The organism is Bacteroides sp. BFG-606 (assembly GCF_024788145.1).
Classification (GTDB): Bacteria; Bacteroidota; Bacteroidia; order Bacteroidales; family Bacteroidaceae; genus Bacteroides; species Bacteroides vicugnae.
The window spans coordinates 3,011,803-3,038,722 of sequence record NZ_JANUIL010000001.1 but is presented as its reverse complement, the minus strand read 5'-3'; the positions used below and the strand labels follow the sequence as shown (position 1 = coordinate 3,038,722).

Annotated in this window: 33 protein-coding genes, 1 other RNA gene and 2 pseudogenes; 22 read left to right on the top strand and 14 right to left on the bottom strand. The window is 41.7% G+C overall.

The window, feature by feature from the left end:
* Window positions 1-5: 5 nt before the first annotated feature.
* From NXV01_RS10840 to NXV01_RS10770, 15 genes are all read left to right on the top strand, one after another.
* Window positions 6-422: a hypothetical protein gene (locus tag NXV01_RS10840; protein ID WP_259022382.1), complete on the top strand. Its 417-nt coding sequence runs from the start codon at window positions 6-8 to the stop codon at window positions 420-422.
* Between the two features lies 1 nt (window position 423).
* Entirely contained in the window at window positions 424-687 is a 264-nt protein-coding gene (locus NXV01_RS10835) for a hypothetical protein (protein ID WP_259022381.1), read from the top strand.
* The gene (locus tag NXV01_RS10830) at window positions 668-940 is read left to right on the top strand and encodes a hypothetical protein (protein WP_259022380.1); all 273 of its coding nucleotides are present in this window, start codon (window positions 668-670) and stop codon (window positions 938-940) included. Before NXV01_RS10835 ends, NXV01_RS10830 begins: the two co-directional genes overlap by 20 nt.
* An 11-nt stretch (window positions 941-951) precedes the next feature.
* On the top strand, window positions 952-1,458 hold the full coding sequence (locus NXV01_RS10825) for an N-acetylmuramoyl-L-alanine amidase (RefSeq protein WP_259022379.1): 507 nt from the start codon (window positions 952-954) through the stop codon (window positions 1,456-1,458).
* Window positions 1,459-1,469: 11 nt separating this feature from the next.
* Window positions 1,470-1,757, top strand: coding sequence for a hypothetical protein (locus tag NXV01_RS10820; RefSeq protein WP_259022378.1), 288 nt, complete (start codon window positions 1,470-1,472; stop codon window positions 1,755-1,757).
* Window positions 1,757-4,957 carry a hypothetical protein gene (locus NXV01_RS10815; protein ID WP_259022377.1) on the top strand — a complete coding sequence of 1,067 codons (3,201 nt, stop codon included), beginning with the start codon at window positions 1,757-1,759 and terminating at the stop codon, window positions 4,955-4,957. Before NXV01_RS10820 ends, NXV01_RS10815 begins: the two co-directional genes overlap by 1 nt.
* A 10-nt stretch (window positions 4,958-4,967) precedes the next feature.
* The gene (locus NXV01_RS10810; protein ID WP_259022375.1) at window positions 4,968-5,246 is read left to right on the top strand and encodes a hypothetical protein; all 279 of its coding nucleotides are present in this window, start codon (window positions 4,968-4,970) and stop codon (window positions 5,244-5,246) included.
* Entirely contained in the window at window positions 5,243-5,638 is a 396-nt protein-coding gene (locus NXV01_RS10805; RefSeq protein WP_259022372.1) for a hypothetical protein, read from the top strand. The genes NXV01_RS10810 and NXV01_RS10805 overlap by 4 nt, the downstream gene beginning before the upstream one ends.
* A 163-nt stretch (window positions 5,639-5,801) precedes the next feature.
* Window positions 5,802-6,203, top strand: a complete 402-nt coding sequence (locus tag NXV01_RS10800; protein WP_259022370.1) for a hypothetical protein — start codon at window positions 5,802-5,804, stop codon at window positions 6,201-6,203.
* Between the two features lie 70 nt (window positions 6,204-6,273).
* On the top strand, window positions 6,274-7,239 hold the full coding sequence (locus NXV01_RS10795; RefSeq protein ID WP_259022369.1) for a hypothetical protein: 966 nt from the start codon (window positions 6,274-6,276) through the stop codon (window positions 7,237-7,239).
* A 91-nt stretch (window positions 7,240-7,330) separates the two neighbouring features.
* The gene (locus tag NXV01_RS10790) at window positions 7,331-7,678 is read left to right on the top strand and encodes a hypothetical protein (RefSeq protein WP_259022368.1); all 348 of its coding nucleotides are present in this window, start codon (window positions 7,331-7,333) and stop codon (window positions 7,676-7,678) included.
* Between the two features lie 47 nt (window positions 7,679-7,725).
* Window positions 7,726-8,268: a hypothetical protein gene (locus tag NXV01_RS10785; RefSeq protein WP_259022366.1), complete on the top strand. Its 543-nt coding sequence runs from the start codon at window positions 7,726-7,728 to the stop codon at window positions 8,266-8,268.
* 7 nt (window positions 8,269-8,275) lie between these two features.
* The gene (locus NXV01_RS10780; RefSeq protein ID WP_259022364.1) at window positions 8,276-8,551 is read left to right on the top strand and encodes a hypothetical protein; all 276 of its coding nucleotides are present in this window, start codon (window positions 8,276-8,278) and stop codon (window positions 8,549-8,551) included.
* A gap of 46 nt (window positions 8,552-8,597) precedes the next feature.
* Window positions 8,598-9,017: a hypothetical protein gene (locus tag NXV01_RS10775; protein ID WP_259022362.1), complete on the top strand. Its 420-nt coding sequence runs from the start codon at window positions 8,598-8,600 to the stop codon at window positions 9,015-9,017.
* A 2-nt stretch (window positions 9,018-9,019) separates the two neighbouring features.
* A complete protein-coding gene (locus NXV01_RS10770; protein WP_259022361.1) occupies window positions 9,020-9,445 on the top strand; it encodes a hypothetical protein in 426 nt (141 codons plus the stop codon).
* Between the two features lie 583 nt (window positions 9,446-10,028).
* Here NXV01_RS10770 and NXV01_RS10765 read toward each other — a convergent pair.
* On the bottom strand, window positions 10,029-10,280 hold the full coding sequence (locus NXV01_RS10765) for a hypothetical protein (RefSeq protein ID WP_259022360.1): 252 nt from the start codon (window positions 10,278-10,280) through the stop codon (window positions 10,029-10,031).
* A 186-nt stretch (window positions 10,281-10,466) separates the two neighbouring features.
* Here NXV01_RS10765 and NXV01_RS10760 point away from each other — a divergent pair, with 186 nt between their 5' ends.
* Both NXV01_RS10760 and NXV01_RS10755 read left to right on the top strand, forming a co-directional pair.
* Window positions 10,467-10,724, top strand: coding sequence for a helix-turn-helix domain-containing protein (locus tag NXV01_RS10760; RefSeq protein WP_259022359.1), 258 nt, complete (start codon window positions 10,467-10,469; stop codon window positions 10,722-10,724).
* A 2-nt stretch (window positions 10,725-10,726) separates the two neighbouring features.
* On the top strand, window positions 10,727-11,302 hold the full coding sequence (locus tag NXV01_RS10755; RefSeq protein WP_259022358.1) for an ORF6N domain-containing protein: 576 nt from the start codon (window positions 10,727-10,729) through the stop codon (window positions 11,300-11,302).
* Window positions 11,303-11,403: 101 nt separating this feature from the next.
* Here the strand turns inward: NXV01_RS10755 and ssrA are convergent.
* Window positions 11,404-11,781, bottom strand: a transfer-messenger RNA (tmRNA) gene (ssrA, locus tag NXV01_RS10750).
* A gap of 150 nt (window positions 11,782-11,931) precedes the next feature.
* On the opposite strand from ssrA, the pseudogene NXV01_RS26025 reads away from it, so the two are divergent.
* Window positions 11,932-12,076, top strand: a pseudogene (locus tag NXV01_RS26025) (lactonase family protein); the annotation flags it as partial.
* 327 nt (window positions 12,077-12,403) lie between these two features.
* Window positions 12,404-13,159, top strand: a pseudogene (locus NXV01_RS10740) (lactonase family protein); the annotation flags it as partial.
* A 4-nt stretch (window positions 13,160-13,163) separates the two neighbouring features.
* On the opposite strand, the gene NXV01_RS10735 reads toward NXV01_RS10740, so the two are convergent.
* The 8 genes from NXV01_RS10735 to NXV01_RS10700 all read right to left on the bottom strand — a co-directional run bounded on the left by NXV01_RS10735 (window position 13,164) and on the right by NXV01_RS10700 (window position 19,830).
* Window positions 13,164-13,802 (bottom strand): M23 family metallopeptidase, encoded by a 639-nt coding sequence (locus NXV01_RS10735; RefSeq protein WP_148364410.1) that lies wholly within the window; start codon window positions 13,800-13,802, stop codon window positions 13,164-13,166.
* A gap of 38 nt (window positions 13,803-13,840) precedes the next feature.
* Window positions 13,841-14,506, bottom strand: coding sequence for a B3/4 domain-containing protein (locus tag NXV01_RS10730; RefSeq protein ID WP_195648407.1), 666 nt, complete (start codon window positions 14,504-14,506; stop codon window positions 13,841-13,843).
* A 50-nt stretch (window positions 14,507-14,556) separates the two neighbouring features.
* Window positions 14,557-15,369 carry a peptidoglycan editing factor PgeF gene (gene pgeF, locus NXV01_RS10725; protein ID WP_217721616.1) on the bottom strand — a complete coding sequence of 271 codons (813 nt, stop codon included), beginning with the start codon at window positions 15,367-15,369 and terminating at the stop codon, window positions 14,557-14,559.
* Window positions 15,366-16,526, bottom strand: coding sequence for a GTPase ObgE (gene obgE, locus NXV01_RS10720; RefSeq protein WP_259022356.1), 1,161 nt, complete (start codon window positions 16,524-16,526; stop codon window positions 15,366-15,368). Before obgE ends, pgeF begins: the two co-directional genes overlap by 4 nt.
* A gap of 115 nt (window positions 16,527-16,641) precedes the next feature.
* The gene (locus tag NXV01_RS10715) at window positions 16,642-17,211 is read right to left on the bottom strand and encodes an adenylate kinase (protein ID WP_004301902.1); all 570 of its coding nucleotides are present in this window, start codon (window positions 17,209-17,211) and stop codon (window positions 16,642-16,644) included.
* 67 nt (window positions 17,212-17,278) lie between these two features.
* Window positions 17,279-17,815, bottom strand: a complete 537-nt coding sequence (gene hpt / locus NXV01_RS10710; RefSeq protein ID WP_004304676.1) for a hypoxanthine phosphoribosyltransferase — start codon at window positions 17,813-17,815, stop codon at window positions 17,279-17,281.
* 41 nt (window positions 17,816-17,856) lie between these two features.
* Window positions 17,857-19,401 carry a peptide MFS transporter gene (locus tag NXV01_RS10705; protein WP_259022355.1) on the bottom strand — a complete coding sequence of 515 codons (1,545 nt, stop codon included), beginning with the start codon at window positions 19,399-19,401 and terminating at the stop codon, window positions 17,857-17,859.
* Between the two features lie 204 nt (window positions 19,402-19,605).
* Window positions 19,606-19,830 carry a winged helix-turn-helix domain-containing protein gene (locus NXV01_RS10700; protein WP_099146240.1) on the bottom strand — a complete coding sequence of 75 codons (225 nt, stop codon included), beginning with the start codon at window positions 19,828-19,830 and terminating at the stop codon, window positions 19,606-19,608.
* 557 nt (window positions 19,831-20,387) lie between these two features.
* On the opposite strand from NXV01_RS10700, the gene NXV01_RS10695 reads away from it, so the two are divergent.
* From NXV01_RS10695 to NXV01_RS10685, 3 genes are all read left to right on the top strand, one after another.
* Window positions 20,388-21,899, top strand: a complete 1,512-nt coding sequence (locus tag NXV01_RS10695) for a bifunctional ADP-dependent NAD(P)H-hydrate dehydratase/NAD(P)H-hydrate epimerase (protein ID WP_074557357.1) — start codon at window positions 20,388-20,390, stop codon at window positions 21,897-21,899.
* A gap of 72 nt (window positions 21,900-21,971) precedes the next feature.
* Window positions 21,972-23,039 (top strand): DUF4831 family protein, encoded by a 1,068-nt coding sequence (locus tag NXV01_RS10690; protein WP_259022353.1) that lies wholly within the window; start codon window positions 21,972-21,974, stop codon window positions 23,037-23,039.
* Between the two features lie 23 nt (window positions 23,040-23,062).
* On the top strand, window positions 23,063-23,347 hold the full coding sequence (locus NXV01_RS10685) for a hypothetical protein (RefSeq protein WP_195359259.1): 285 nt from the start codon (window positions 23,063-23,065) through the stop codon (window positions 23,345-23,347).
* A gap of 294 nt (window positions 23,348-23,641) precedes the next feature.
* On the opposite strand, the gene NXV01_RS10680 is transcribed toward NXV01_RS10685, so the two are convergent.
* The 4 genes from NXV01_RS10680 to NXV01_RS10665 all read right to left on the bottom strand — a co-directional run bounded on the left by NXV01_RS10680 (window position 23,642) and on the right by NXV01_RS10665 (window position 26,915).
* Window positions 23,642-23,989, bottom strand: a complete 348-nt coding sequence (locus NXV01_RS10680) for a PqqD family protein (RefSeq protein ID WP_074557351.1) — start codon at window positions 23,987-23,989, stop codon at window positions 23,642-23,644.
* 118 nt (window positions 23,990-24,107) lie between these two features.
* Window positions 24,108-25,496 carry an MFS transporter gene (locus NXV01_RS10675; RefSeq protein ID WP_074557349.1) on the bottom strand — a complete coding sequence of 463 codons (1,389 nt, stop codon included), beginning with the start codon at window positions 25,494-25,496 and terminating at the stop codon, window positions 24,108-24,110.
* Window positions 25,497-25,742: 246 nt separating this feature from the next.
* Window positions 25,743-26,135: a preprotein translocase subunit SecG gene (secG, locus tag NXV01_RS10670; protein WP_074557347.1), complete on the bottom strand. Its 393-nt coding sequence runs from the start codon at window positions 26,133-26,135 to the stop codon at window positions 25,743-25,745.
* Window positions 26,136-26,141: 6 nt separating this feature from the next.
* Window positions 26,142-26,915: a tetratricopeptide repeat protein gene (locus tag NXV01_RS10665; protein ID WP_148364405.1), complete on the bottom strand. Its 774-nt coding sequence runs from the start codon at window positions 26,913-26,915 to the stop codon at window positions 26,142-26,144.
* Window positions 26,916-26,920: the final 5 nt, after the last annotated feature.

The window sequence follows — 26,920 nt, the reverse complement described above, 5'->3', positions numbered from 1 at the left end:
ATAATATGAAAAAGGTATTTTACGAGAGCTGGATTGCGAAACATCTGCTGTTTCCCGGCTATTCTACAATTACGCTGTTCGCATGGGTGTTCACAAAATGGACTGAAGCATTGGCCCGCCAGTCTACTATTAACCACGAATGCGTCCACGCCCGGCAATGGACAGAACTAACGATCGCTTCCGGCCTTATTATTTGGGCGGGAATGTTGATATTTGGATTCTCCGCATGGTGGCTGCTCCTTTCTTCTGTTGTCTTTTACCTATGGTACGTTGTAGAGTGGTGTATTCGTGTGATAGTCGGATGCTTCTCTTCCCATGATGCCTATCGTATGGTATCATTCGAAAGAGAAGCCCGGTTGGCAGAAACGGATAGCAACTATCTGGAGAACAGTAGATATTTCGCATGGATAAAATTCTTGTAGTATGAAAAAGAATACAAAAGAAGATATACAGGTATGGACCGCAGTGGGAATGTTGTTTGCAGGTGTCGGATTATCCGTTGCAGGCTTTGTTGTAGAACCGTTAGGGCAGATTCATGACAGTGTATTGTGGTTTTTTGCTCAATGTCTGATATATGCTGGTAGTATATTTGGGATTGGGATTTATGTTAATGGAAAGTTTAATAGTTTGGTTGATAGACTTAACAACAATAATAAAGAAGTAAAGGGTGATGAATTACATAAATAAAATCAGCTCATTAACCAGCAAGCTTCTATCCAAGATCGGCATAGACGGTATGGCTCACATTATAGTGTGCCAGAACTTGGTAATGTGGTTATCGAAATATATGCCGCTATGGCCGGCAATCATTATAACCGTTGTAATCTTCATCTTGAAGGAGGTATACGACAAGTATTGCAAGAAAACAGAGTTTTCAATTAAGGACATTATCTGTGATTGTGTGGGGCTGGCGTTGGGAGTATTAACATTGATATTATAAAGGGAAAGAATATGAAGAGAGAAGATATAGACTCAATCATCATTCATTGCTCGGCCACACGTGCCGGACAGGACTTGCGAGCAAAGGATATTGACCGGATGCACCGGGCACGTGGCTTTAATCAAATTGGTTATAACTACGTGATCGGCTTGGACGGCATGATTGAAGAAGGTAGACCGCTCACCGTTGATGGAGCACATTGTAACACGAAAGGCTTTTCCGGTAAATCGTATAACAAGCATTCGATCGGTATTTGTTATGTTGGTGGATTGGACGCAAACGGTAAACCGGCAGATACCCGCACTCCGGCTCAAAGGGCTAGTTTACGCCAACTGATTGAGAAGCTTTGCAAGGAGTATCCCATCATCGAACTGCTCGGACATCGTGATACTTCGCCCGATCTGGACGGTAGCGGAGAAATAGAACCGGCAGAATACATCAAGGCATGTCCCTGCTTTGATGTACGGGCAGAGTATCCCAATTTCTTACGCAATACAGTAATAACAGCAAAAAAATAGGAGGAACAATCATGAAATCAACAAATATCACATTCAGCCAGATCGCAGAAAAACGTTACCTAAGCGATCCCATACAAGTAAATTCAGAAACTATTGGGCTTCAGCTAGAGCTTGTAAAATCAGGGAAACTGGCTGTATATATAAGCTATGATGGAGAAAAATACTCCGTTGTAGAGACTAGAAACTTCACTACGATGAATTTCGCCCGTCCCGTTGTAGGTCTTATACCCGGACAATACATCAAGATTGAATGTGAAACGGAGCCGGTAAAGGCTCAATACTTTGAATCTGAAGAATAATGGGAGCAATAGGATTAAATCCGATTAGGCTTGACCGGATAGGGCTTGACCCTATTCGTATCAATGCTATCAGGCTGGGAGTTCCGGGAGCAGCTTCCGGTTCCGACCGTCCGTACATCGACCCGGAAGTACTTGCCTCCTTGAAAGCTGTCTGCATCTGCTACGGTAAGAGCAACGACGATCCGGACCGGGCTGTTGTTAAGAACTTGGTAGACCCCGACAACCCGTTCATCATTAGCAACGCAGCGTACAAGCTGAACAGTGGGTATGGGAAGTACGAGGAAGATTTTACTTCATGGGATAGAATAGATGCTAGTACTGCCGAAATTTCCAACGATGGTAGTAAGATAAAATGTATAAATACTATACTTAATGTTCAGTATCTTTTTAATTCTATTAATAAAGATATTCCATCTTTTAAAGTTAAGATTTCAAATTTTACAGAAGGTAATATTGTTTATTACTATCGTAAAGAGGATGGAACAGAAGCATTTTTGAGAATTGAACCTTCACCTTTAGATAAAGTATTAGAATTACCTAAGTCATATAATACTGTTGAAGGTGGAACAGGTAGTAGGGGAGGATTTTATTCTTCTAATATAAATATTGGAGTAACCATCGAGCAAATCCCTTCTTATCAAGGCGCATTCGTCACGGACGGAGTTAACGACCTGATTACTTCCACCAAGACGGTTCAGGAGATGGGAATTACTGACGAGATAACTGTCGTTAGCATGGTTCATCAGGTTAAAGATACAACTAATAATGTGTCTTTTACTAATTACATAAGAGGAAGTATCAATGGTTATTTCCGTAATATTGTAAACAACTATGGCAAGACTGGAATATATGGATATACTTCTTCTGATTTAAGAAGTTTGTCAGTTATAAATAATATATTGGGTGATAAGAATGATTATACATCTAATGGTGACAACAGAGACACTATAATTAATGGTAATTTTAGCGTTCAAGGATATTCATATAATAACAGTAACAATACGGGTGATTTTTCCTCTGTCGCTTGGTACTGGACAGTAATAGCCAACAAGGTACTGACAACCGACCAAATCAATCAGGTTATAGCTTACTATAACTTGGATAGATGCGTTGAGCCTACCGTGTGGTATGATGTGCAGAAACAGGGCTTATCTAACGATACTCCGGATTCAGATTGGTATCTGAAAGACTTCTCTAAAAATGGCTTCGATATGTCGCTATTTAACTTTGCTAAAGACGGAGATAGTGGTATAGGTAAGTATAATTATCCTAACTGGAAGATTAATGTTACACAAGGGAATAAATACGCTCGTATTGTTTGTTATAATTCTATCAATGGTACTTATTCGGCTGACTTTAAAGGAATAACAGATTTATATAAGAGTTATGGCTTGTCAGTAGAGATTAGAGTAAGTAGAGCAAACACTATTGATTTTCATTCAATAAAGGAAGATGGTATATATACTATAACTCCACCCGATGATACCACAAGTATAGATATACGTTTTGGTGGAGAGAATGTCTATAATGCTTCTTGTGATATAACCGTCACCCAAATCCCCTCCCACGCAGGTGCTCTATGCTTTGACGGAGTAGAGGACTACGGTAAGGTAACAGGATTGCCGATTTACAAGGATTATACAGTGGTTGCTGATAGAGAGATAGTAGATGGATTAGCAGCTAGCGCAGATGGAGGTGTAGCATTAAAAGGAAGTAAATATCTTACAGGAGCTTTTGCTTTTGATTATAAAGATAGTTGTTGGAGTTTTGGCGGTCACAAAATGATACCTTTAAACACCAAAAGATTTATCAGTTATCAATCCAAATATGTCAGTAACGGAATTAGCGTAGATGTAGGAACAGCAACTGATAATGATGAACTATGGATTGGTAGATTAGGTAATGAAGAAAGATATAGCAAGTTGGCTATTCGTTTTTTAATGTCCTTCCCCTATAGTCTGTCCGAGTTCCTCATCGAGCGTCAACTAAAGAAGCACAAGCTGGGTACGCTGTATCCGGATATGGTGGAGTTCAGACCAGTTATTACTACTAATACTGAATACAATGATGTTGTATACTATGCTGTAAACGGTGCTACTTGGACTAGAATTTACGAAGGGGAATATATCCCTATTGGACAAATGATTTCTATTACAATTAATTTGAAATCAGTGGATGAAATTAGTAAGGTCGTATCTTCTAGTTTAGATAATATAAGCATAAGAAAATCAAGTGGGACAAGTAACGCATTTGATATTGTGGCTAATATTACTTCTAAATCCCCTCAAAAGATAGATATTACGATTGACGAGTATATAAGGTATGAGGATATTGTACAACCTTATCCAGTGTTCTTTGAGTTCTATAACGAGAACAACGAACTATTTACTTGGGGAGATAAAGTAAAAGTAGGCAGTACTATTACAAGAACTAAAGGAGTAGCTTATAGTAATCTTCTTGAAGGTTTATATACTATTACTAATCCAAGATTAAATGGCGTTCAATTGGCAGGAGCTGAGCATACTGTTGAGAAACAAATGGTATTTACTTGCGATGCTACTTATATAAAAGGTAGTAATGCACCCAAATGCATCCTATCTCCTAGCAGGCTAAGAATACCAAACTCTAGCTACAAGATACTAGGCTACATTCCTGATATATCAGGTCACGGTAATCATGGTAAGATTAACAACTCTGCTTATGCAGAGGGAAGTGGTGTAAATGCCGATGGTTCGTATCAGTTAGATGGTGTTGACGACTTCATTACTATTCCTACTTTATCTAATAGTGGGAAACAAATATTAATGAAGATTAATTGGAATACCGAAGGTTATAATAAATTCATAGCTGATTTCAGAGGCGTAGATGGAGATAGATATTATATTGTTAATGAGTTAGGACCAACAGTTAGTAACTTAGCTTATCAGAATGTAAATAAAACCTATATAGATGGTATATTTAACAATAACATAAAAGGTTTAGACCTTAAAGGAATTACTCATAATATAACTAGTCAATTGGCTTCTGTAAATTCTTCGCCTTATATAGGAGCTAGAACTGGTAATGGAGATAATCTAACTATGGCTCTTTATGACTTCATGCTGTTTGATGAAATCTCGACTGACGAAGAGATACTAACATTGAATGAGTACGTAGGAATAGAAGGCAATACAGATGATTTATTTACCGAAAACAATTAAAACAAATCTTATGAAATACATTACATTTCCCACAGCGAATTTGAACGAGATACCGCAGGAGGTACTCGACGAACTACACCTTGTTCCGAGAAAGAGTGTTGACGGTACGCAGGTAATTATGAAACTTAACCATTATGAGATGCTGTTTCCCCAACCTGTAACACTGGAATTACTGGACGAAGAAGAGACTCCGCAAGAACCGAACTATCCTTATCCGGTCTACGAAGGCGAAGAACTGAATACTTTATTGTCCGGTCCGGATTGGTCTTCAAGTGATAGTGCTTTATGAGAAATCTGCTCTACACCATTTTGCTGACGATCGCAATATGCCTCACATCCTGCCGGAGCATCAAGTATGTTCCGGTAGAGACTGTGAAAACGGAGTATAAGACACGTGATAGCATCCGTTTTGACAGCATATATGAGCATGATAGTATATTCCTATTCGTAAAGGGAGATACCGTCTACAAAGAGAAGTATCGGTATAAATACCGGTATCTGACAATTAACAAGACAGATACGGTTATGAAGACTGATTCCGTGCAGATTCCTTATCCGGTAGAGAAACAACTAACCCGGTGGCAACAGATGAAAATAGAGCTGGGCGGCTGGGCTGTTGGTGTAATTATAATACTATCTGTTGTGTTAATAATTAAAATGTTTGTAAAGAAAGGAGGCTGAAAATGATACATTAATTGATACTAGGCACTAAGTTTATCCGGTAAAGTAGAAGGCCGGTTATCATAACAAATGTATCTCTTTTGGGGGTAGAGTAAAAAGAACCCCCCGACACATTAAAGTTGACGCCAATCGAACTTTTAAACATACCAAAGCATGCATCGCTGTGTCAGGGGTTAATATCCTTAACATTACGATACATGCTTTTGTTCTTTTGATATATTTAAAATCGATTGGCAAGGGCAAAAATACAACAAAAAAATTAATTACTATGTGTAAGTCAGAAATTTTTGCCGAAATACTAAACCTTGTAGGAAAAGAAACTGAAGTTTCCACAGAATTAATCCTTTCATCAAGCAAAGTGACGGAGGTTGTCGATGCCCGTTCTATCGTAGTGTTCTTCCTTACTGAATACGGTCTATATCCTGAACAGATAGCCGCTCTACTTCATAAGACATCTGCCAGTATACGCTATCTTATATCCACTTTTGAAAGCCGTAAAAATACAAACAAAATGATTGCAATATATCTGCAAAATATTCGCAAATCACTTGCAAATGAGTGCTGATTTACGCAGTCTCTATTATATACTTTTGTGATGCGGTTGATATTGACCGTAATAAAAAGTATAAATCTTTATGGAAAGAACGTACGTTTTTAATCAGGACGGTGGAGCGGCTTCAGGAAACGGTCTGCTTGCTTCTATTCTTCCGTCTTTGCAAAACAGAGGAGTTGACACCGGTTACCTGATGGGTCTGCTTGGAGGCGGTAATGGCAACGGTGGCTTCTTTGGTAACAATGGTGGTTTTCAAGACATCATTGCGCTTATTGTGATTGCAGCTATTTTCGGAAATGGCAATTTCGGCTTTGGCGGCAATAATAATCAGGGAGCGAACGAAGGAAGAGAGATGATTATGCAGACACTTAACCGAAACGGTGTAGACATTGCATCACTGGCACAAGCCGTTAACACTTCTTCCGATCAAATCCTTGCCGGTATTAACTCCGTATCACAGGCAATCTGTGGCCTTGGTAACCAAATGGGGCAGAACACCAACAGCATCCTTACTGCAATCATGCAGGGCAACAACGCTCTGACATCTCAAATCTGTAACTGTTGCTGCGACATGAAGCAGCTTGTAACCACACAAGGATATGAGAGCCAGCTTGCAATGTGCAACCAGACTAATACATTAGTCAACACAGCCAACCAGAATACGCTTTCTTTGCGTGACAGCGCAACAGCTAACACACAGGCTATCATTGCCAAGTTGGATGCTATGCAGAATCAGGCATTGCAGGACAAGATTGCATCTCTTACTGCGGAAAAGGCAACTCTTACTGCTGAAATTTCCCAACGCAATCAGAATGCTACTATTTTGAATGCAGTAGGTCAACAGATTGCTCCTCTTGCAGCCGGATTGCAAGCATTGCAAAGCGATGTTGATGGAATCAAATGCAAGTTACCCAACACGGTTCCGGTTCAATACCCTAACATTGTTGGTGTAAACATGGATACTTACCGTGCGGCTGCTTTCGGTGCTTATGCCGGTGACGCAGCATACGGACGTAGCGGATGCGGTTGTAATAACTACTGGGGTTGATCCGGTAAGAAAGGAGGTAACTATGTGGCCTAACTTTTTTACAGGATTCCCCTTTCTGTTTCCGAGCATTGGGCGGGTTAACTTAAACACCTTGCCTACAATATCGGTAACGGTCGGCACGGAGAATGTGACATTGGAACTCCCTAATCATGCGTTCCGCAATCGGGACTATGTAGGAGGTTTCTATGTTAATCTTCGCCAGCCTATCCCTTCCGGAACGGCAACAACTCTTCCGGTATTGATTGGAACCAATGGGGATACAAGACCGTTGATGGCTTACAACAACGAGCCTGTAACAGTCGCCAACCTAGCCGGAACAGGTATCTACGAAATCCATTATAACAAGTATACAAACGAATTGTATCTGGTAAATGGAGGATATAGACCGACTACTCCGGCGGCTTCAACTTCGGAAGCGGTAGCAGCAAAAAGCAAGTAAAAACACGGGCTATCGTGTAATGCGGTAGCCCTATTAAATCAATCACTATGTTTCAATCGTTAAGAGCAAATAATCAGTTGTATATTCTTCATAAGGATGCGAATCCTTATATTGAAATAGGGTCAGTAGTCAGTGTTTCGGCTCCGAAACCCAAGTACCCTATGCCTACTCCTATTGGTCAAATTCCCCAGACGGAAATGGTTGTGGATATTGTAATCAACATAAGTGGCCAAAACACAACTTTTCAGAATCTTCCGGCAGGAGGAGACATTGCGGATTTTGGACAGAACGGTAATATTGTATTATCCTGTTCCCGTGATGCAATGAACTCGGAAGTTACATCTATGAAACAGAAAAGCATTGATATTCTGAACAGCATAGATTTTCATCAAAGCGTGATTGCCGGCTGCGACAAGATGCTAACCGTTCTTAACCCGGAATTTGCTGAAAAGCAAAGACAGGAGCAGGAAATAGCATCATTAAAAGGTCAAATGTCCGAAATGAGCAAGAATATGGCGGACCTTATGGAAATGAATAAACGACTGATGGAACAGCTTGGAACAAAGGAGACATCTAAAAACAGTAAATAATATGGGAATGTGGACAATTAGAGAAGAGCATGACGGATATGATCGTGACTTCGGAATGAGAGGAAAAAGCGAAATCGAAGAAGCTTATCGTGAAGGTTGTCGCCATGGCTATGAGAAGGCCATGAGTGAAATGCGTGGCGGTGGAATGGGATTCCGTGAGAATGGACGCTACGACAGTGATGGCATGAACGAGCGTCGTATGCCGGGTTATTTCCCCGAATCCCCTATGTACGGAGATACTGGAGAGCGCAGACGCAGACGCTCAAACGGTGAGTTCTATTAATCGTATGAGGGGAGAAATCCCCTCTTATTCTAATAAAGCAATTATTATGGGACAAAGACTAGATATGTATGACAAGATGCCGCCGGCAATGAAAAATTATCTGTCATTATACGGCTGGCACTTCTCTAAGAAGATGTGCGAATGGGCTGTTTCTAAAATGGAAGTTGAGAACAAGGCTACCAAGCAGAAGGAAAAGCTCGTTCCGATCAAAAAAGAAGAGGTGGAGGAGCTTCTGAAAAAATACGGAATTAAACTGGAGAAAGATGCCGGGTACGATTGCGTATATGTAGCCAATATGGCGAAAGCTGATTATTATAAGAGTTCCATTACAGATGAATCCCGCTTGGCATTATTCTTGAAGGATTACATAGATGATCCTGACGGGTATGACGGACTCCCTTTTACCCGTTTCTATGCGGATTGTATCGGAAGCGGCACACCTATAATATGGGATGATATGCTCTGATTATGATAGTTCAGGATTTCTACATACCGAAATATGATTGGAGAGTCAGAGTGTATTATGCCGTAACCACTTACTGGACCAGTGAGATTCTGTGCGAACTTCATCGTATCGGTTGTAGGGGGGAAGATTTCAAACAGGCATACAGAAACCTCTCTTCCGGGGCTCTCAATACCGGTCTTACTTATTCGGATTTTGAGGACCGTGAGACTGTTATGATAATTGCTCTCACTTCTTCCCCGGGAGAGTTCCAAAACTCATGGGACCACGAAAAAGGGCACTTGTGCCGGCATATCTCACAGGCATTCAATATTGACCCATACGGGGAGGAAGCCCAATATCTTTCCGGCGAGGTAGGTCAGAAGATGTTCCCGATAGCGAAGAACTTCTTATGTGAGCATTGCAGGAAAAGTTTATGTAGAAGATATTAAGAACCATTTTGTCAGAAATATATGTAACAGGTGAAAATGAGAGAAAAAGACTACATAGATGATTTGATTTCACAGGCAGATGACCGATATCACTCGGATTTCTGCCGGCTTCTGCTGGTTATGCTATGGAACGCCTAGAAAGGTGGTTGTACTGGCTGATCCCTCTTGCAATTATTGCAAGGGTTATATCTTTGTGTGCACGATTGATATTGTAATGTTTACGTTGTACTAAATTGAAAGGTGATATTGCAGCTTAATGAGTGCAAAACATATAAAATAATCTATTTTTTATTGCAATTTATTTTCTATCTTTTGCAAATACAAATTAAATTCATACATTTGCAGCACATGATTATGCCTTTGGCTTGCGTTTGTCCCCCCTCTTGATAATGGGCATGCCTAACCAAAGGCCATTTTTTATTTGTAGAAAAATATAAAGGGTAGCCGTAAAGCTACCCCTTCTTGTTGATTGGCGTCAACTAATGTGCCGGAATCGAAGCCCCTGATTCATCTATTTTGCTTTCTCTATTTTGTTTTTTATAGTAATGGAGACATTACGCAGGGCTTTCGCCCTGCCGGTTAATTATAAGTCAAACATTATATTGTATTCAGCTTTCAGTTTATCAAAGGCGTTATCGGTAGCAACAATTGTCTTTTCATCAATTCTTTTGATACCTCTACCTTTTACTGTTACAGGTTTGTTCAACCAAAGTGTGTATTTATCATCAATTGCAACTACTAGCATATCGGCTTGCTTTTTCTGAACGTCTAAAGAAGTTTCTTTATATTCACCTCTTACTTGTGCTTCCTTTGTCATTTCGATTGTTGCTTTCATAATCTTTATTTTTTAGTTGTTATTACTTTATTTCCTTTTTGATGTTACAAAGATATAGTATTTACTTTAATAAACCATGAAATTAATAAAGAAAATACTTATATTTAACATCTATTATTAAAGTAAATACTATAATAGATAAACTATTCACTTATATTTGCGCTACGAATATTAAAGAATATACTTGTGAGAATAAAAGAAGTAATAAAAGAAAAAGGTTATACTCAAAAAGAGCTTGCCGAAAAGTTGGGTATGAGCACTGTAGGGCTTGCTCAAATTGTAGCTGGAAAACCTTCATACACTACGTTAGAGAAGATTGCTGACGCTTTAGATGTAGAAATATGGGAGTTGTTAGTGTCAAAAGATGAAATTGTAGGTAGGAAAGACGGTGCATCTTTGACTTGTCCCCATTGCGGAAAGAGCATTAATATTAAAGTAGAATAGTCATGAACCAGCTAGAGTTAATCCAGAGCAAGATATACGAGATAAGAGGGCAAAAGGTGATGCTTGATCGTGATTTAGCGGAAATGTACGGAGTTGAAACACGGGCTTTAAATCAGGCTGTAAAGCGTAATATAGACCGGTTCCCTGTAGATTTTATGTTTCAGTTAACGGATGAAGAAACGGAGATTTGGAAATCACAAATTGTGATAACCAATTCTATAAAGATGGGAGTCAGGCGTAATCCTTATGCATTCACAGAGTTAGGCGTTGCAATGCTTAGTAGCGTGCTCAACTCAAAGACGGCAATACAAATAAATATGGGTATAATGCGTGCTTTCGTTGCCATGCGCCAATTAATAACGTCTTCTTCCAGTAATCCGGTGCACGAACTACAGAAAGAAGTTAAAGAGTTGAAGGAATACATAGAGGAAGTATTTGCCGACTATAACGACATCAACGACGATACCCGGATGCAATTAGAACTAATCAACCAGACGTTGGCCGAGCTTCAGGCGCAAAAGAGGATGGAGAATAAGCCACGTAATCCGATTGGATTTATCAGGCCGGAGAAGAAATAAGAAAAGGCGGGTGGGAAAGGCCCCCTTTTTTTTTTTTTTCCCCCCTTTTCCCCCCCCCCCTCCCTCCCCCCCCCCCCCCCCCCCCCTTTGGGGGGGGGGGGGGGGGGCCCCCCCCCCCCCCCCGGGGGGGAAAAAAACGCTTTCTACATGCTTATCTTTGCCTAAATTTTCGTGCAGGAACAGAACCAAAGCCATCAATTCCTGCCTTATCCTCTAAAGTTTCATCAAAAGTGCGAGGCCACTTCCAACTATCCCCGATGTAACTGCACCACTGAACCGGAATGCTTCGGAGCAACAGCTTCCGAGTGATGTCTCGTCCTGGCACCTAGTGCCTGGATTAAGCTAATCTACTGTGATTCGATTAAGCAGCAAGAGCGTAATTAGTTTCGCCAGATAAAATTTTGATAACTGATATTTAAGTGGAAATTACCGACCCACTGCATGCTTACCTACCATTTCTGCCCGCTGTCAAATCCAGTCAACCCCAAATTCTTATTCGTACAGAATAGCGATTATTTAGAACGCTTTCCAAGGGTGCAAAGATAGGAAATGTTTTCTAAATTATCCGAGAAGACGTTAGCAAATATTATATCAAAGCATTATCTTTACGGAGCTATTTTATACTTAAAATGAAAAAGCATCATGACGAACCAACCAATAACATGCTACTTATGAAGAAGAGATTTTTATCTAAAGCATTTATATTCAAGTCATTCGCTGCTATTTGTCTATTCGGAATCAGTATCAGTAGCTGCACATCTAAAAAAAAAAACTTTGGGAAAAAACCCGATATTGGGAAAAAAAAAAAAAGGGGGGGGGGGGGGGAAAAAATCCCGCGGAAACAAAGGGAAAATAAATCTTCCTCTTTTTTTAAAAAAAAAAAGAAAGGCCGCGCCGGGGGGGGGGGGGAAAAAAAAAAAAAAACTCCTTTCCCCCCCCCCCCCCCCCCAAAAAAAAAATAAGGAAGGGGAAAGTAAATAAAGGGGGGGGGGGCCCCCCCCCCCCGGGGGGGGGGAGAAAAAAAAAAAAAAAACAAAACAAAAAAAACACAACACCCCCCCCGCGCCGCACAAAAAAAAAAAAAAATAAAAATTTTGTAAGAATGTGGTGACTGCCAATTACAGTGGAGGCAGTATTTCTGTTTTTCCTATTGCTAAGGATGGTTCTCTCCTTCCTGCTTCCGATATCCTGAAGTTTGAAGGTTCGGGAGTAGACAAGGAACGGCAGGAAAAATCTCATTTGCACTGTATACGGATTACTCCGGATGGAAAATACCTGTTTGCTGATAATTTAGGAACAGACCAAATACATAAATATGTCATCAACCCGGATGCAGATATTACCAACCAAGAGAGCTTCCTTAAAGAAGGACAACCAGCGGCCTACAAAGTAAAAGCCGGTTCAGGCCCCCGCCATCTGACATTTGCCCCGAACGGTAACTATGCTTATCTGATAAATGAGTTATCGGGCACAGTCATTGCTTTTGAATATAAAGACGGAAACCTGAAAGAGATTCAAACGATAGCTGCTGATACTGTGGGAGCCAAAGGAAGTGCAGACATTCATATCAGCCCGGATGGAAAATTCTTATATGCCAGTAATCGCTTGAAAGCAGATGGCATCGCTATCTTCCGGATTCATCCGGATAACGGAATGTTGACGAAAACAAGCTATCAACTTACAGGGATTCATCCGCGTAATTTCATCATCACACCTAATGGTAAATATCTGTTAGTCGCTTGCAGGGATAGCAATGTGATACAAGTTTATGAAAGAGATGTAGATACGGGATTGCTAACGGACGTGCACCGGGATATTAAAATAGACAAACCTGTTTGCATACGGTTTGTGCCATAATAGTTTACTTCTTATTCTGCGCAACCCGACTATCAGGAGTGTGAGTCTTCACAACGATTTTACCCCCATTCTTGGTACACTTGATACATTCTTTCCGCAATGTTCTCTCTTTCAGGTTGAAAATCAGATTCGGATTGAAGTGCTCTCCGTTGATACGGGTTTCGAAATGCACATGTTCGGTAGTGGCACGGCCAGTACGCCCGGTTAGTGCGATAGGCTGTCCGGCTTTTACGATATCACCGCTTTTAACCAGATTCTTGAAATTGTGGCTATAAAGAGTTTCCAATCCGTTAGCGTGACGGATAACGACTAGATTCCCGTAGGCATAATATGGTTTCGACATACGTACCACTCCATCAAAAGCAGCACGAATCGTATCTTTTGCACAAGTTTTAATGTCTGTTCCCGAATGTCCTCCACGAGTTCCATAGGCGGAGATTACTTTTCCTCCGGGTAATGGAAAAGCATATTCATGGTCTTTCAAGGAGTCCAAATGCAGATAGATGTGATTTCCTTTAGCAAATAGTCCGGGAGTAGCTACCCGGACATCGCTCACTTCCCGGGCAGAGAATGAAGGTTTATTCTGTCCGTTGACAGCCAGTGGCAATAATAAAACAGTCAGTAAAATAAGTATGTTTTTCATGTGTTTTTTTCTTTTTCAAGCCGGAAAAAGGAGCCTCATTATTCAAAGAACATGATTTCGCCTCCATCCGATTCTGCATAGTTTCTTAATAAAGTCTGAATCATTTCAGCAGCTTCTTTCAAGCCTTCTTTCCCGTTATAACCGTTGACTATCGCTAAAATATGAGTAGTTCCGAGATCCATTTTCGTACGTTCGTGATCGCTTGTCGGGGTTCCGATTCCTCCGAATGAATCGCGATATACGGGTAATCCTTCAATATTCAACACACCGCGCCCGATGCCTTCAAATGGTTCTCCAGCTTTACCGATACCGAGTTCAAGGTGTGTACCTTGTATTTTATCCGCATCAAAGCCACCGATAGAATGTCCCGTACGAAGAGACACGAGGTTAATCAGGTCTACCAACGTATCAATCTGATATAAAGGGATTCCGCGCATCAGGCGGCGACGCAAAGCTTCGGCTGACGGACGATAACGTCCGGGGTCTTTGCCACAACGTTTATAAGCCTCACGGGTAGCAAAGATAACAGGTTGATGTTTGATGTCTTCCATCTGTGTTGTGGAAGTCAGTTGTTCGGTGAAAGCATTGATTTCGTGCCAAAGACCTTCGCTGTAAGCAGTATTCTTCACTGCAGCATACACGGCGGCTCCGGCGAAAACCGGGCATGCGTCTTTTATTTCTTTAGATACTTTTATTTCAAACATAACTTATCATAAACTAATCATCAGTGCTATACGGTTATAGGTACTGATTATTACTTTCTAATCATTATTCCCGACAAGATACGGCCGGAGTCTATACCCAGTCTACGTGCAGAGAAGAATTCATCATGATGAATATAGGTACAGATGCCAGCTACTTCTATCTGTTCTGCAGGCACTCCGGCATTCAGTAATTCAATCCGGTTTGCTTCCCACAGGTCGATATGATACTTTCCGGTTTTCCTCTTTTTAATAGAAATAAGGGACATATCGAAACCACTTTCTTTAAAAGCTTCGTAGACCTCATCGCCTACTTCAAATGATTCGAGCGAAATACTCGGTCCGATGCAAGCTACCACATCTTCGCCTTGCGTTCCGAACATCTCATTCATGTGTTCGAGTACATTGCTGACAATATGCTCCACCGTTCCTTTCCATCCGGCATGAATGGCAGCTACCACTTGCAACTTCTTGTCATACAACAATATGGGTACGCAATCCGCAGTCGTGACGCAAACGCAATACCCCGGTATATTGGTAATTAAAGCATCGGCACCTCTCAAAACATCCTGCCTCATTCCTTCCGGAGCATCAAAGTACCATTTATCAATCACTATGCTCACGGCACCGTGTCGCTGCTCTGCAAAGAATAATTCTTGTATTTCCCACTTCATCAATTGAAGCAACCGATGCCGGTTACGGACAAGATTCATACACGTGTCATTCGTATAAGGCGAGCAGTTGAAAGAGGCATAAGTCCCGGTACTAACACCTCCGTGACGTGTAGTTACGAAATGAGCTACTTCGGGATATGACATGAGTGACTTATATCCCTTCAACTCTTTATTTTTTGTAAGTGAAATCATTTTTCTTCCCAATCTTCTTCCTCGTATTCATAGTCGATATCATCATCATCAACATTGTCATCATATTCATAAACGATGTCTTCATCTTCGCCCATGTCTTTGAGCTCCTGTTGCAGACGGGTCACGTCCTTCGGACGGTGAACGATGTTCTCTATCTTATTACTTTCCTTATTCAGTTCTTCCCAAAGAATGTCTTTCAACACCGAGATACCCAAACCGGAAACAGAAGATATGAATACGTGGGGAATGCCTTCCGGCAATGTAGGTTCTATTTCGTCCATCAATTCCTGATCGAGCATATCGCTCTTGGTGACAGCCAACACACGTTGCTTGTCCAACATTTCAGGATTGAAAGTACGCAGTTCGTTCAGCAAGACTTCGTATTCCTTACGAATGTCGTCACTGTCTGCCGGAACCATAAACAGCAGCAATGAATTGCGCTCGATATGACGCAGGAAACGCAGTCCCAAGCCTTTACCCTGACTGGCTCCCTCGATAATACCCGGTATGTCCGCCATTACGAAAGACTTTCCACCATGATAGGAAACGATACCCAGATTGGGTTCGAGCGTAGTAAACGGGTAATCAGCAATTTTCGGTTTGGCAGCCGAAATAGAAGAAAGCAAAGTTGACTTACCCGCATTCGGGAAACCTACCAGACCAACATCGGCAAGCAGTTTCAGCTCCATGATAACGGTCATTTCCTGCATCGGTTCTCCCGGCTGCGCAAAACGCGGAGCCTGACGGGTTGCCGTCTTGAAATGCCAGTTACCCTGACCACCGCGACCGCCTTTGAGCAAGATCACTTCCTGTCCGTCTTCTGTTACGTCACAAAGATATTCCCCGGTTTCGGCATTATAAACGACCGTTCCGCAGGGCACTTCTATTACTTTATCCGCACCGTCTTTTCCGAAACTACGTCCTTTGCTCCCCGATTCACCATGACCGGCCATTGCATGACGGTCATACTTCAAGTGCAGCAATGTCCAGTAATTACGGTTACCGCGCAAGATGATATGACCTCCTCTTCCACCATCGCCCCCATCGGGACCTCCGTTAGGACAATATTTCTCGCGCCTCATGTGCGTAGAGCCTCTTCCGCCCTTACCCGAGCGACAGTATATCTTTACGTAATCAACAAAATTCGATTCAGCCATATTCTTTTTAAGTAGTTAAAGTAGTCAGTAGTTAGAGTAGTTAAGTAGAATACTCCGGCCACTGACTGACTTATTCATTTATAATAGTGTATTGATAATTAGTAAGATTACTAAATTACAATTTATCTACTGCTTCGCAGATTTCAGCAAAGATACCTTCCATAGTACCCAAGCCGTTGATGTGTTGGTATTTCTTTTCGTTCTTGTACCAGTCGATCAGTGGGGCAGTCTGTGAATGATATACGTGCAGACGTTTTTTGATGGTCTCTTCATTATCATCAGCACGACCGGAATCCTTACCACGTTTAATCAGACGTACCATCAGTTCTTCCTCCGGAACATCCAGGTCAACCATTACAGAAACATCCTGTCCTCTTTCTGCCAACATTTTCTTTAATGCTTCAGCTTGTGCAATTGTTCTTGGGAAACCGTCGAAAATTACACCTTTGCTATCTTTGAAGCTGTCGAATACGCTTGCCAGAATATCAATCATTAATTCATCAGGAATCAATTGACCTTGGTCGATGTAACCTTTAGCGGTTTTACCCAGTTCTGTGCCATTCTTGATTTCAGCACGCAATACATCTCCTGTTGAGATGTGATTGATTCCATACTTTTCTACAATACGTTCGCTCTGTGTTCCTTTTCCTGAACCCGGAGCACCGAAAATTACGATGTTCAACATTTTGTTATTTACAATTTAACGATTTACTATTTACCATTAAAACTGGTACCTATTTAATATTAGCTGTTTAATCTACTACTGTATAAATATCGGGATAGTTACGTCCGAAACCATCATAATCCAATCCGTAACCAACGATAAAGTCGTTCGGGATTTCCATTGCTACATATTCGATGTTCAGATTGACCTTGAGCTTTTCAGGCTTCACAAGCAGAGAAGCAATATGGATTGCTTCAGGGTTGCGTGTACCCAGTGTATCCAACAGGCGTTGCATGGTCAGCCCGGTATCCACAATATCTTCCACAATAACTACTGTGCGTCCGGCAATGTCTTCATTCAGTCCGATCACTTCCTTAATCACTCCCGAGGAAGTCACTCCCTGATAAGAAGCCAGTTTCACAAACGAAATCTCGCAAGGGATGGTGATGTGCTTCAACAAGTCGGCGGTAAACATAAATGAACCGTTCAACACACTAAGGAAGAGCGGATTCTTACCTGCCAAGTCGCGGTTGATTTCGTTCGCTACGCGAATCACTTCTTTCTGAATATCCTGTTCCTTAATAGAAACAGTGAACTGTTTGTCTTTTATCTGAATGGTATCCATAACCGGTAATTTTAAAAATAACCTTGCAAAAATACGATTTTTTATTCTACCCCGTGCATCATCTTCTGTAATTTCTTCGAGAGAAGGAACAGAATCAATGAAGCAACACCGGACATGACAACGAATACCATAAAGAAATCGTACATGGTAGCAATCTGATAACCAAAGATTGATTTCACTTTTCCGGCTTCCGGATAAAGTCCGCTCAACATGCCTGCAAATTTATTGGCTGTGGCAGTAGACAGATACCAGATTCCCATCATCAAAGAGGCGAAACGTAGCGGACTCAACTTATTTACCATTGAAAGTCCGATAGGTGACAAGGCTATTTCACCCATTGTATGAATAAAGTAAAGTCCTGTCAGCCAAATCATACTTACCTTCACTCCGGGGATGGCATCTTTCACTCCGAAACAGATGAAAAGATAACCTAAAGAAAGAAGTAGCAAGCCAATCGCTTGTTTGGTAGGAGAAGCAGGTTCCATCTTTCGTTTGTTAAGGAAGCTCCACACACCCGGCATTATATATGCCAGAACAACAACAAACAGAGGATTGAAGGATTGAAACCACGAAGCCGGCATTTCCCAACCTAAAATATCGCGGTTGGTCTGTTCGGAGGCAAAAAGGGTTAAAGAGGCTCCTGCCTGTTCGTAAGCCGCCCAGAAGAAAATGACAAAGAAAGCTACTATATAGATAACAAAAATACGGCTACGTTCGATCTTGGTTAATGATCCGTCCAGCAGGATGAGGACAGGGAAAACAATGCAGGCGGTAAAAATACCGATGCTCACCCAATCACCCTCAAAAGCATAATTAAAGAAGGCTATTAAAGCAACTGTAAGAATAGTGATTACAAGGGTATTACGTATCTTGGTACGCTTATCCATCTTCGGGTGTGAGATATGCTCGGCTATCTCCTCTTTCTTTTCACGTTTGGCATCGGGAATAATACCGATTGGTTCTCCGGAGGGAGAGAAAAGATATTTATTCTTTTGAGTTTCAAAAAGTACAACGGTGAACAGTGTCATGATTCCGGCTGCAAGAAATCCCCATTTAAAGTCGTGCGGATCACCGGTATCACCCAGATAACCACAAATCAAAGGGGCGGCAAAAGAACCGACATTCACTCCCATATAGAAGATGGTATATGCAGCATCCAGCCGTCTGTCTCCCGGTTCGTAGAGTTGACCCACGAGAGAAGAAACGGTAGGTTTGAAACAACCATTTCCCAAGATCAGGAATCCGAGTCCGCCATACATCATCCAGTGAGCAAGTTCCGTATTATCCAAAGTAGAGGCACTCATGAACATCAGGAATTGTCCGACTGCCATCATCACTGCTCCCCAAAACACAGAGCGACGGATTCCCCAATATTTATCAGCAATGTATCCGCCAATCAAAGGAGTTAAATAGACTAATCCGGTATAGCTACCGTAAATGGATGCTGCCGCTTCTTTGTCAAACAATAATGCCTGCGTCAGGAAGAGAATAAAGATCGCGCGCATACCGTAGTAACTGAAACGCTCTGCCGTGCTTGTCGCGAAAATCAGATAAAGGCCTTTCGGATGCCCTTTCAATGCACTCATAAATTTATGTGTTTAGTAGTTTATGGGGTGCAAAGGTACGAAAAATAGATTAAATGCTTTAAAAAAAGAAAGTTCTTATCAAACAGGAATACAGGGGGAATAATAAAAATGAGCATAAAAAATCCTACCGGTCCACTTCATTATTTTTTTAGCTGTATAAATAACAAAATGGAGATCCATCTTACATGCAGGTCACTTACCACTTTAGCCAAAAGTAAATTCGACATTTTCGACACTGGCAAAAAGCATTCCTTCCCTCTTCCTCAAAAAGACTTTGCTTTCTCTAGCCAGCCAACCAATAGCAAGAGCTACGTCTTCGAACGTCAAACCTAATTCACGGCACAAATCGAATATGGAAAGTTCACCTTTTTCATTTAAGATGCGCCATACTTTCCCGGCATTCAAGCCAATCTTTGTCTTTTCCATCATGCAAACTTTAAAAGATTAAACAATCTATTATTTATAATCTTATTCATTGTGAGCATAGGAAAATGATGCAATACACATCACCTACCCCAAAGGTAGTATTTTTATTGGGAACCGCAAATAATCAAACACTTAAATTGTTCAAAAGCAGATTTTTCCCCAAACCAAACAGACTATATCCGATACATTTACAGATCATTCCCAATCTATTCATAACAAAGTTACTCTCTATCAATGATAAACTTACTAATGACTCATTGAAAAGTTCCTTTTCACTAACTAAAATCTATAAATGCAACTTGCATTTATAAAAACAAAGCTTGCGTTTATATAAATGAAAGCTTCATTTATATAATCAAAAGTTGCAATTATAGTTTTCTTCCTATACTCAAAAACTTTGCAACCTATAGAAAAGAACTTTGCTATGGGTCACGGACAACTTACTTCCCTATTCCCTGCAGCTCATCTCCTTATAATTAATAAGTTTTCTTCCCACAACAAACGGGAAAAGTCAGAAGAATCATGTACATTTGTAATCCGAAAACTAAAAGAACATCGCAATGAAAATATTTCCAAGCAGCAGTATCAAGAAATTGGACGCTTATACCATTGAGAACGAACCTATTGCATCAATCGACCTGATGGAACGTGCAGCAACCGCATTAACTAAAGCCATCACAGACAGATGGAATACGGAAACACCGGTCACCATCTTTGCCGGACCGGGAAATAATGGCGGAGACGCCCTTGCCGTAGCCCGCATGATGGCTGAAAAAGGGTATAAGCTCGAAGTATATCTCTTCAACCCAAAGGGAGAACTTTCACCTGACTGCCAGACCAACAAAGAACTGGTAGAAATGATGGAAGAAGTGGCATTCCATGAAATTAGTACCCAATTCGTCCCTCCTGTCCTGACACCCGATCATCTGGTTATTGATGGATTGTTCGGTTCCGGCCTGAACAAACCATTGAGCGGAGGATTCGCTGCCGTAGTGAAATACATTAATTCTTCCCCTGCCATGGTAGTAGCCATCGACATTCCTTCGGGATTAATGGGAGAAGAAAACACATTCAACGTAAAAACCAATATTATCCGTGCCGACGTTACTTTCAGTCTGCAACTGCCGAAGCTCGCCTTTTTGTTCGCAGAAAACACTGAATTTGTAGGAGAATGGGAATTACTGGATATCCAATTGAGCGAGGACGGCATTGAAGAAACGGAAACAAACTACGAGATGTTGGAAATAGAGGAGATCCGTTCACTCATCAAACCACGCAAACAGTTTGCCCACAAGGGAAACTTTGGTCATGCACTATTGATAGCCGGTTCAAAAGGAATGGCAGGAGCTTCTGCTCTCGCCGCCCGTGCCTGCCTCCGTTCGGGAGTAGGGCTGCTGACCGTTCATGCACCAATGTGTAACAACGACATCTTGCAGACTTCCATACCTGAAGCAATCGTAGAAACCGACGCCAACGAGACCTGTTTTGCCGTACCCACCGACACAGATGATTATCAAGCAGTCGGCATCGGTCCGGGACTGGGACGAAATGAAGAAACGGAAGCTGCCCTACTGGAGCAACTGGAACACTGCCAAGCCCCTGTTGTAGTAGACGCCGATGCACTTAATATCCTTGCTAACCACCGCCATGCACTTACACATCTGCCGAAAGGCTCCATCCTCACCCCGCATCCGAAGGAGCTGGAACGTCTGACCGGCAAATGTCAGGATTCCTACGAACGTCTGATGAAGGCTTGCGAGTTGGCTCATGCCGCTCATGTCCACATTGTTTTAAAAGGAGCCTATTCCGCCATCATCACCCCCGAAGGCAAATGTTTCTTCAATCCGACCGGGAATCCAGGAATGGCAACCGGAGGTAGTGGTGACGTATTGACCGGAGTAATCCTGGCACTGCTCGCCCAAGGTTATCCAACCGAAGAAGCCGCTAAAATCGGCACTTACATTCACGGATTGGCGGGCGATGTCGCTCAAAAGAAGCAGGGAATGATCGGAATGATCGCAAGCGATATTATCACCTGTCTGCCGACAGCATGGCGACTTGTAAGCGAATAAAAGTTAAGAACTTACAGTTTTTTCAATAACTTCATTAACTTTGTTTTCAAAACCAGTTAAAAAGAACCGAATATGAAAAAGTTGATTATAGCAGCGGGACTACTGATGGTAACATCCGCCTATGCACAAACCGAAGTACTGACGGGAGTTACCCGGGGAAAAGATTACGGAGTAGTCTACAGCCTTCCCAAAACCCAAATAGAGCTTGAAATAAAAGCCAACAAAGTCAACTATACTCCAGGAGAATTCAGCAAATACGCTGATCGTTACTTGCGATTGGCCAACGTCTCCACCGAACCCGAAGAGTATTGGGAACTGGCTAGTGTGAAAGTGAAATCCGTAGGAGTACCCAACAGCGAAACTACTTACTTCGTAAAATTGAAGGATAAAACAGTAGCACCGCTTATGGAACTGACAGAGGACGGCATCGTGAAAACCATCAATGTGCCTTACAGCAAAAGCAGTTCAGACAAGAAAACAGCTCCTGCTCCCACTGTCCTCTCAAAAATAGCGAATCCCCGCGAATTCCTGACCGAAGAAATCCTGATGGCCAGCTCTACCGCGAAGATGGCTGAACTGGTAGCTAAAGAGATCTATAACATCCGCGAAAGCAAGAATGCCTTATTGCGCGGACAAGCTGACAATATGCCTTCAGACGGAGCACAGCTTAAAATTATGCTCGATAATCTGAATGCACAGGAAGAAGCCATGACTCAAATGTTCTCCGGCACTCGTGATAAGGAAGAGAAGACATTCACCGTCCGTCTTACTCCGGACAAGGAATTCAACAACGAAGTTGCTTTCCGCTTCTCCAAGAAGCTAGGCGTAGTTGCTAATAATGACCTGGCAGGAACTCCGTTTTATATCAGCTTGAAAGACCTGAAATCTGTCAAGATCCCACAGGAAGACGGTAAAAAGAAGAAAGATTTGGATGGAATCGCCTACAACGTGCCCGGACAAGCAATGATTACATTGACCGACGGTAAAAAGAAACTTTACGAAGGTGAACTTCCTATAACTCAATTCGGTGTGATAGAATATCTGGCTCCTGTCTTATTCAATAAGAATTCTACAATCAAAGTTTATTTTGATCCGAATACGGGAGGATTGTTAAAAGTGGATAGAGAAGAAGGTAAATAATAAAATTCTAAAAGACAAAGAATATGGGTGGTGAAGGACATATGCTCGACATGATACGCCGGCTTAGCGAAGGACGGGAGGCTTCCCGTCTACGCCGTGAACGTGCCAACAACAAACTGAAGCACTTAAACCGCACCAACGAGCCTTATCCACTGCCCAACACCACTCCCGAGGAAATGGGACGTATCATCCACGACTCGAAAAAAAAGAAAGAAAAGGACAGTAATTATTTCGTTTGGGGGACGCTTATTATCATGGGAGCCCTCATAGCAACTGCTGTCATATTCTGGGCAATCTTCCTTAATTAGATAATTTATGATGATAGATGATAGGTGATAGTTGATAAATGATAGATGGGAGATGTTTCCTAAATGATAAGGGATATTTAGTAAATAAGAAATATAAGTAACTAAAGATATTCTCAAAATATTAAAAAGGCAACTAATTCGTAATGAATCAGTTGCCTTTTTTCATGTCTTTAAACGAGATATTTAATAAACCTCCTTAGGAGGGCTGTACTACGCATATAACCAGCTATTATGCCACATAGTAACTATCATTTATCATCTATCAACTATCATTTATCAACTATCTATCACCTATCATCTAATTAAGAAAAGTTTTATAAATCCATCTTTCTGCATTTGAGAAAGATAAGCCGATACACGAGACTCGTATCCCGCTTCATTTTGAAAATGCTCTGCGAGTTCTTCTATGATCTCACGAACAGTACGTTTTCCATCTATCAGTTCCCATACAGCCGTACCGTGTTCTTCCAATCGTACATGAAGTTCTTTCGACATTCCTGCCGGTACAAGGAAGCGTTGCATCCACGGATATTTAAAACGGGGAAAGGAGAGCACAATCGTCTCCCCTTCCCTTTCTGCTGTAATATGTTCACTGCGACAGGGAATAACCTCTAACAGGTTGGTTTTCTCTTTGGCAGCCATAGTTCTTATTTCTTATTTCAAAGCATTAATACTGATTCTCTTTTATTTCCGAACCTTATACTTTCGGATTTATAGCGTTACTTTGAATCACAACAGTTACTTCAAATTGTAGCAACTGTTACTTCTGGATATTTGCCTCTTCCAAACCGTATCCTTTCTTCTTGTTCTCTGCTTTCAACATCAAAGCAACAACCAGAGCAAGTACACCAAAGAGAGCAAAAATAGTCATCGGCAATGTGTAATCATAAGTCTGTGCACCGTCTACCACCGGACCTTTACAATAAGTATTCAATACCCATCCGATTAACAAAGGAACACCCATCAATCCCCAGTTCTGTACCCAGAAAATCAAAGCGTAAGCAGTACCCAACTGTTTTTCCGGAATAATCTTCGGAACAGAAGGCCACATAGCCGAAGGCACCAGTGAGAAAGCAAATCCCAATATAATCATTATAATAGTAGCAAACCACCATATATTCAATATAGGCAGGGCAAACATGGTATGTACAAAAATCAGCATCAATGATCCGATCACCATCAATGTGGCTCCCTTACCGATACGGTCATATAACGAACCGAACAACGGAGTCAGGATAATAGCACCAATCGGCAATAATCCGGGAATCGTTCCCGCCAGTTTCGGATCCACATTATATTTCTGCACCATCAAGTCGGCAGCATATTTGATAAAGGGGAACACGGCCGAGTAGAATAATACACACAGTAATGCAATCAACCAGAATCCTTTATTTGTGATGATATACACAATGTCTTTCATGCGGAACGGCTCTTCCGGTTCCAAGCCTTCTGCATCCAAAGAAGCATCCAATTTCTTATCGTAGAAAGTATAAAGGAAGAAAGCGATGGTACCTACACACAACATAATCAGACAAAACAGAATAGGAGCAGGAATATTGGTATGGAATGCACCACTCTCGTCCGTATATCCGAAGAAGTCTGCCAAAGGAACTGTCAACACCATCGCCAGAGTTGTTCCGATACGTGCCGTAGCCATTTCAAGTCCCATAGCCAATGCCATTTCCTTGCCCTTGAACCATTTCACTATAATCTTGGAAACAGTGATACCGGCAATCTCCACACCTACACCAAAAATAGCATATCCCAATGCAGCCAAAGTCACCTGTGTTTTGAATCCGAAGAGCATGGCACCTTCCGGAAAAGTAGTAGAAATCGCATAGTATTTCAATCCACAACCAAACACCATCAATAAACAAGCTCCCATTCCGGTGAAACGAACTCCCATCTTATCCAAAATGATACCACCGAAGATCAGCATCAACAAGAATACGTTAAACCAACCGTAAGCGCTTGTGAAGAATCCATAATCAAGACTATCCCATAGTAGTTCTTTCTCAAGCATGGGTTTTAGAGGAGACATTACGTCGGTGAGGAAATAGCCGCATAGCATAGTAAATGCGACCAATGCTAGAACACTCCATCGGAGTACGGCGGAGTCATTCAATTTCTGTTTCAAATGTTCTGTCATTGTTATATTCAAAAAGTAGTTAATAATCTTATACAGCCCACAAAGGTAGTTAAATCTCGTTTGTTTCTATCACAAAGAGATTGTTTTTACAAGAAAAAGTTAAGTGCGGATTACACTGACCACTCGGAACATTGAAAATCCGTGTAATCTGCGTAATCCGCACTTAAATATCAAAGAAATGCAGCATCCGTCTGCACCTTCCCTTAAATGGTTTTATCCCAAAGCCTTACCTGACGGCGGAGCAAATTACTCTGCTTTAGGAGCAGGAGTTTCAGCCGGTGCCGGAGTTTCCGTTGCAGGTGCATTGGTAGCAGGAGCATCAGTTTGCGGTGCAGCCGTACCTGCGGGTAAGTTATACGGGTTAGTCTGTTGTTCTTTCTGTGCCTGTTCCAACACTGCGTCTTTAGCAACTGCAGAACGAGGAACTACATAAGCAGTAGCAATGCTCATTACAACCATAAAGATGGCCAGGCCCCATGTTGCTTTTTCCAGAAAGTCTGTAGTCTTGCGCACGCCCATGATGGCGTTAGATGAAGAGAAACCAGAAGCAAGTCCGCCTCCTTTTGAGTTCTGAATCAGCACGATGAAACACATCAACAAGGCTGCAATAACCATTAAGATAACGAATAATAAGTACATTTTTAGTTATTTTGAATTAGCGTTAATAATCAATTTCTCCAAAAATCTGATTTGGTCTGCAAAGTAAGCATTTTTTTTTGGATATTTCAAGCTTAATTTTTTAATTATTTCAAGAGCTTTTGAATATCGTTGCTGTTTAACATAGATTTTTGCTAAAGTTTCCGTGAAACAGCTGTCGTCTTCCTCTTCTTCCTCCATCGTTTCTTCTTCGCATACCTCGTCCGAAGCAGCTGCGGAAAATACCGCTTCTTCTCTTAACGGCTTCATGTAGAGGGGGGAATCACTCTCACTCTTTTCTATAAAATCGTCAATCAGTTCGTATCCTTTGAGTTTGGGCGTTTCTTCCGATGGCTGTTCCGTAGCCGGAGTCTCCTCCAAAAGATAGGAAGTATAATCCATCGAATAGTCGAAGCCGGTCTGGGCCGCTACTTCTTCGGGGACTGTGGACAAGAAAGCGTCAATCAATGCCAATGTGCGGTCTACAGACGGCTCGTCTTTCAGTACCTCCGTGAGAGGTACTCCTTTTTTCCGCGCCTGCACATCATAGCGGTCACCTTCAATCAACTGGAACAACTGTCGTCTGTCTGCGATGTAAAGAACCGCTTTTCGCAGTTCCCCACCAAAACTAATATCATGGAGAACATACAGGTTTTTCAAATACAGCAGACGGAGCGACTGAAAATACGGATATCTCGCAAGAAGATTGCGCAGTTCGTATAAAGTATCCCTATTCAGCATCTCGGGATGCTGTATCCATTGTTGAAAGTTAACAGAAGTCATTTATA

Coding starts and splice junctions, on each gene's coding strand:
- NXV01_RS10675 (WP_074557349.1), bottom strand. CDS start 25,496: ATGACAGAACATTTGAAACAGAAATTGAATGACTCCGCCGTACTCCGA.
- NXV01_RS10735 (WP_148364410.1), bottom strand. CDS start 13,802: ATGAAAAACATACTTATTTTACTGACTGTTTTATTATTGCCACTGGCT.
- NXV01_RS10785 (WP_259022366.1), top strand. CDS start 7,726: ATGTTTCAATCGTTAAGAGCAAATAATCAGTTGTATATTCTTCATAAG.
- NXV01_RS10820 (WP_259022378.1), top strand. CDS start 1,470: ATGAAATCAACAAATATCACATTCAGCCAGATCGCAGAAAAACGTTAC.
- NXV01_RS10765 (WP_259022360.1), bottom strand. CDS start 10,280: ATGAAAGCAACAATCGAAATGACAAAGGAAGCACAAGTAAGAGGTGAA.
- NXV01_RS10695 (WP_074557357.1), top strand. CDS start 20,388: ATGAAAATATTTCCAAGCAGCAGTATCAAGAAATTGGACGCTTATACC.
- NXV01_RS10705 (WP_259022355.1), bottom strand. CDS start 19,401: ATGAGTGCATTGAAAGGGCATCCGAAAGGCCTTTATCTGATTTTCGCG.
- NXV01_RS10730 (WP_195648407.1), bottom strand. CDS start 14,506: ATGTTTGAAATAAAAGTATCTAAAGAAATAAAAGACGCATGCCCGGTT.
- NXV01_RS10775 (WP_259022362.1), top strand. CDS start 8,598: ATGGGACAAAGACTAGATATGTATGACAAGATGCCGCCGGCAATGAAA.
- NXV01_RS10825 (WP_259022379.1), top strand. CDS start 952: ATGAAGAGAGAAGATATAGACTCAATCATCATTCATTGCTCGGCCACA.
- NXV01_RS10700 (WP_099146240.1), bottom strand. CDS start 19,830: ATGATGGAAAAGACAAAGATTGGCTTGAATGCCGGGAAAGTATGGCGC.
- NXV01_RS10810 (WP_259022375.1), top strand. CDS start 4,968: ATGAAATACATTACATTTCCCACAGCGAATTTGAACGAGATACCGCAG.
- obgE (WP_259022356.1), bottom strand. CDS start 16,526: ATGGCTGAATCGAATTTTGTTGATTACGTAAAGATATACTGTCGCTCG.
- NXV01_RS10715 (WP_004301902.1), bottom strand. CDS start 17,211: ATGTTGAACATCGTAATTTTCGGTGCTCCGGGTTCAGGAAAAGGAACA.
- NXV01_RS10665 (WP_148364405.1), bottom strand. CDS start 26,915: ATGACTTCTGTTAACTTTCAACAATGGATACAGCATCCCGAGATGCTG.
- NXV01_RS10840 (WP_259022382.1), top strand. CDS start 6: ATGAAAAAGGTATTTTACGAGAGCTGGATTGCGAAACATCTGCTGTTT.
- NXV01_RS10835 (WP_259022381.1), top strand. CDS start 424: ATGAAAAAGAATACAAAAGAAGATATACAGGTATGGACCGCAGTGGGA.
- NXV01_RS10770 (WP_259022361.1), top strand. CDS start 9,020: ATGATAGTTCAGGATTTCTACATACCGAAATATGATTGGAGAGTCAGA.
- NXV01_RS10685 (WP_195359259.1), top strand. CDS start 23,063: ATGGGTGGTGAAGGACATATGCTCGACATGATACGCCGGCTTAGCGAA.
- NXV01_RS10805 (WP_259022372.1), top strand. CDS start 5,243: ATGAGAAATCTGCTCTACACCATTTTGCTGACGATCGCAATATGCCTC.
- NXV01_RS10680 (WP_074557351.1), bottom strand. CDS start 23,989: ATGGCTGCCAAAGAGAAAACCAACCTGTTAGAGGTTATTCCCTGTCGC.
- hpt (WP_004304676.1), bottom strand. CDS start 17,815: ATGGATACCATTCAGATAAAAGACAAACAGTTCACTGTTTCTATTAAG.
- NXV01_RS10815 (WP_259022377.1), top strand. CDS start 1,757: ATGGGAGCAATAGGATTAAATCCGATTAGGCTTGACCGGATAGGGCTT.
- NXV01_RS10795 (WP_259022369.1), top strand. CDS start 6,274: ATGGAAAGAACGTACGTTTTTAATCAGGACGGTGGAGCGGCTTCAGGA.
- NXV01_RS10780 (WP_259022364.1), top strand. CDS start 8,276: ATGTGGACAATTAGAGAAGAGCATGACGGATATGATCGTGACTTCGGA.
- NXV01_RS10755 (WP_259022358.1), top strand. CDS start 10,727: ATGAACCAGCTAGAGTTAATCCAGAGCAAGATATACGAGATAAGAGGG.
- NXV01_RS10690 (WP_259022353.1), top strand. CDS start 21,972: ATGAAAAAGTTGATTATAGCAGCGGGACTACTGATGGTAACATCCGCC.
- pgeF (WP_217721616.1), bottom strand. CDS start 15,369: ATGATTTCACTTACAAAAAATAAAGAGTTGAAGGGATATAAGTCACTC.
- secG (WP_074557347.1), bottom strand. CDS start 26,135: ATGTACTTATTATTCGTTATCTTAATGGTTATTGCAGCCTTGTTGATG.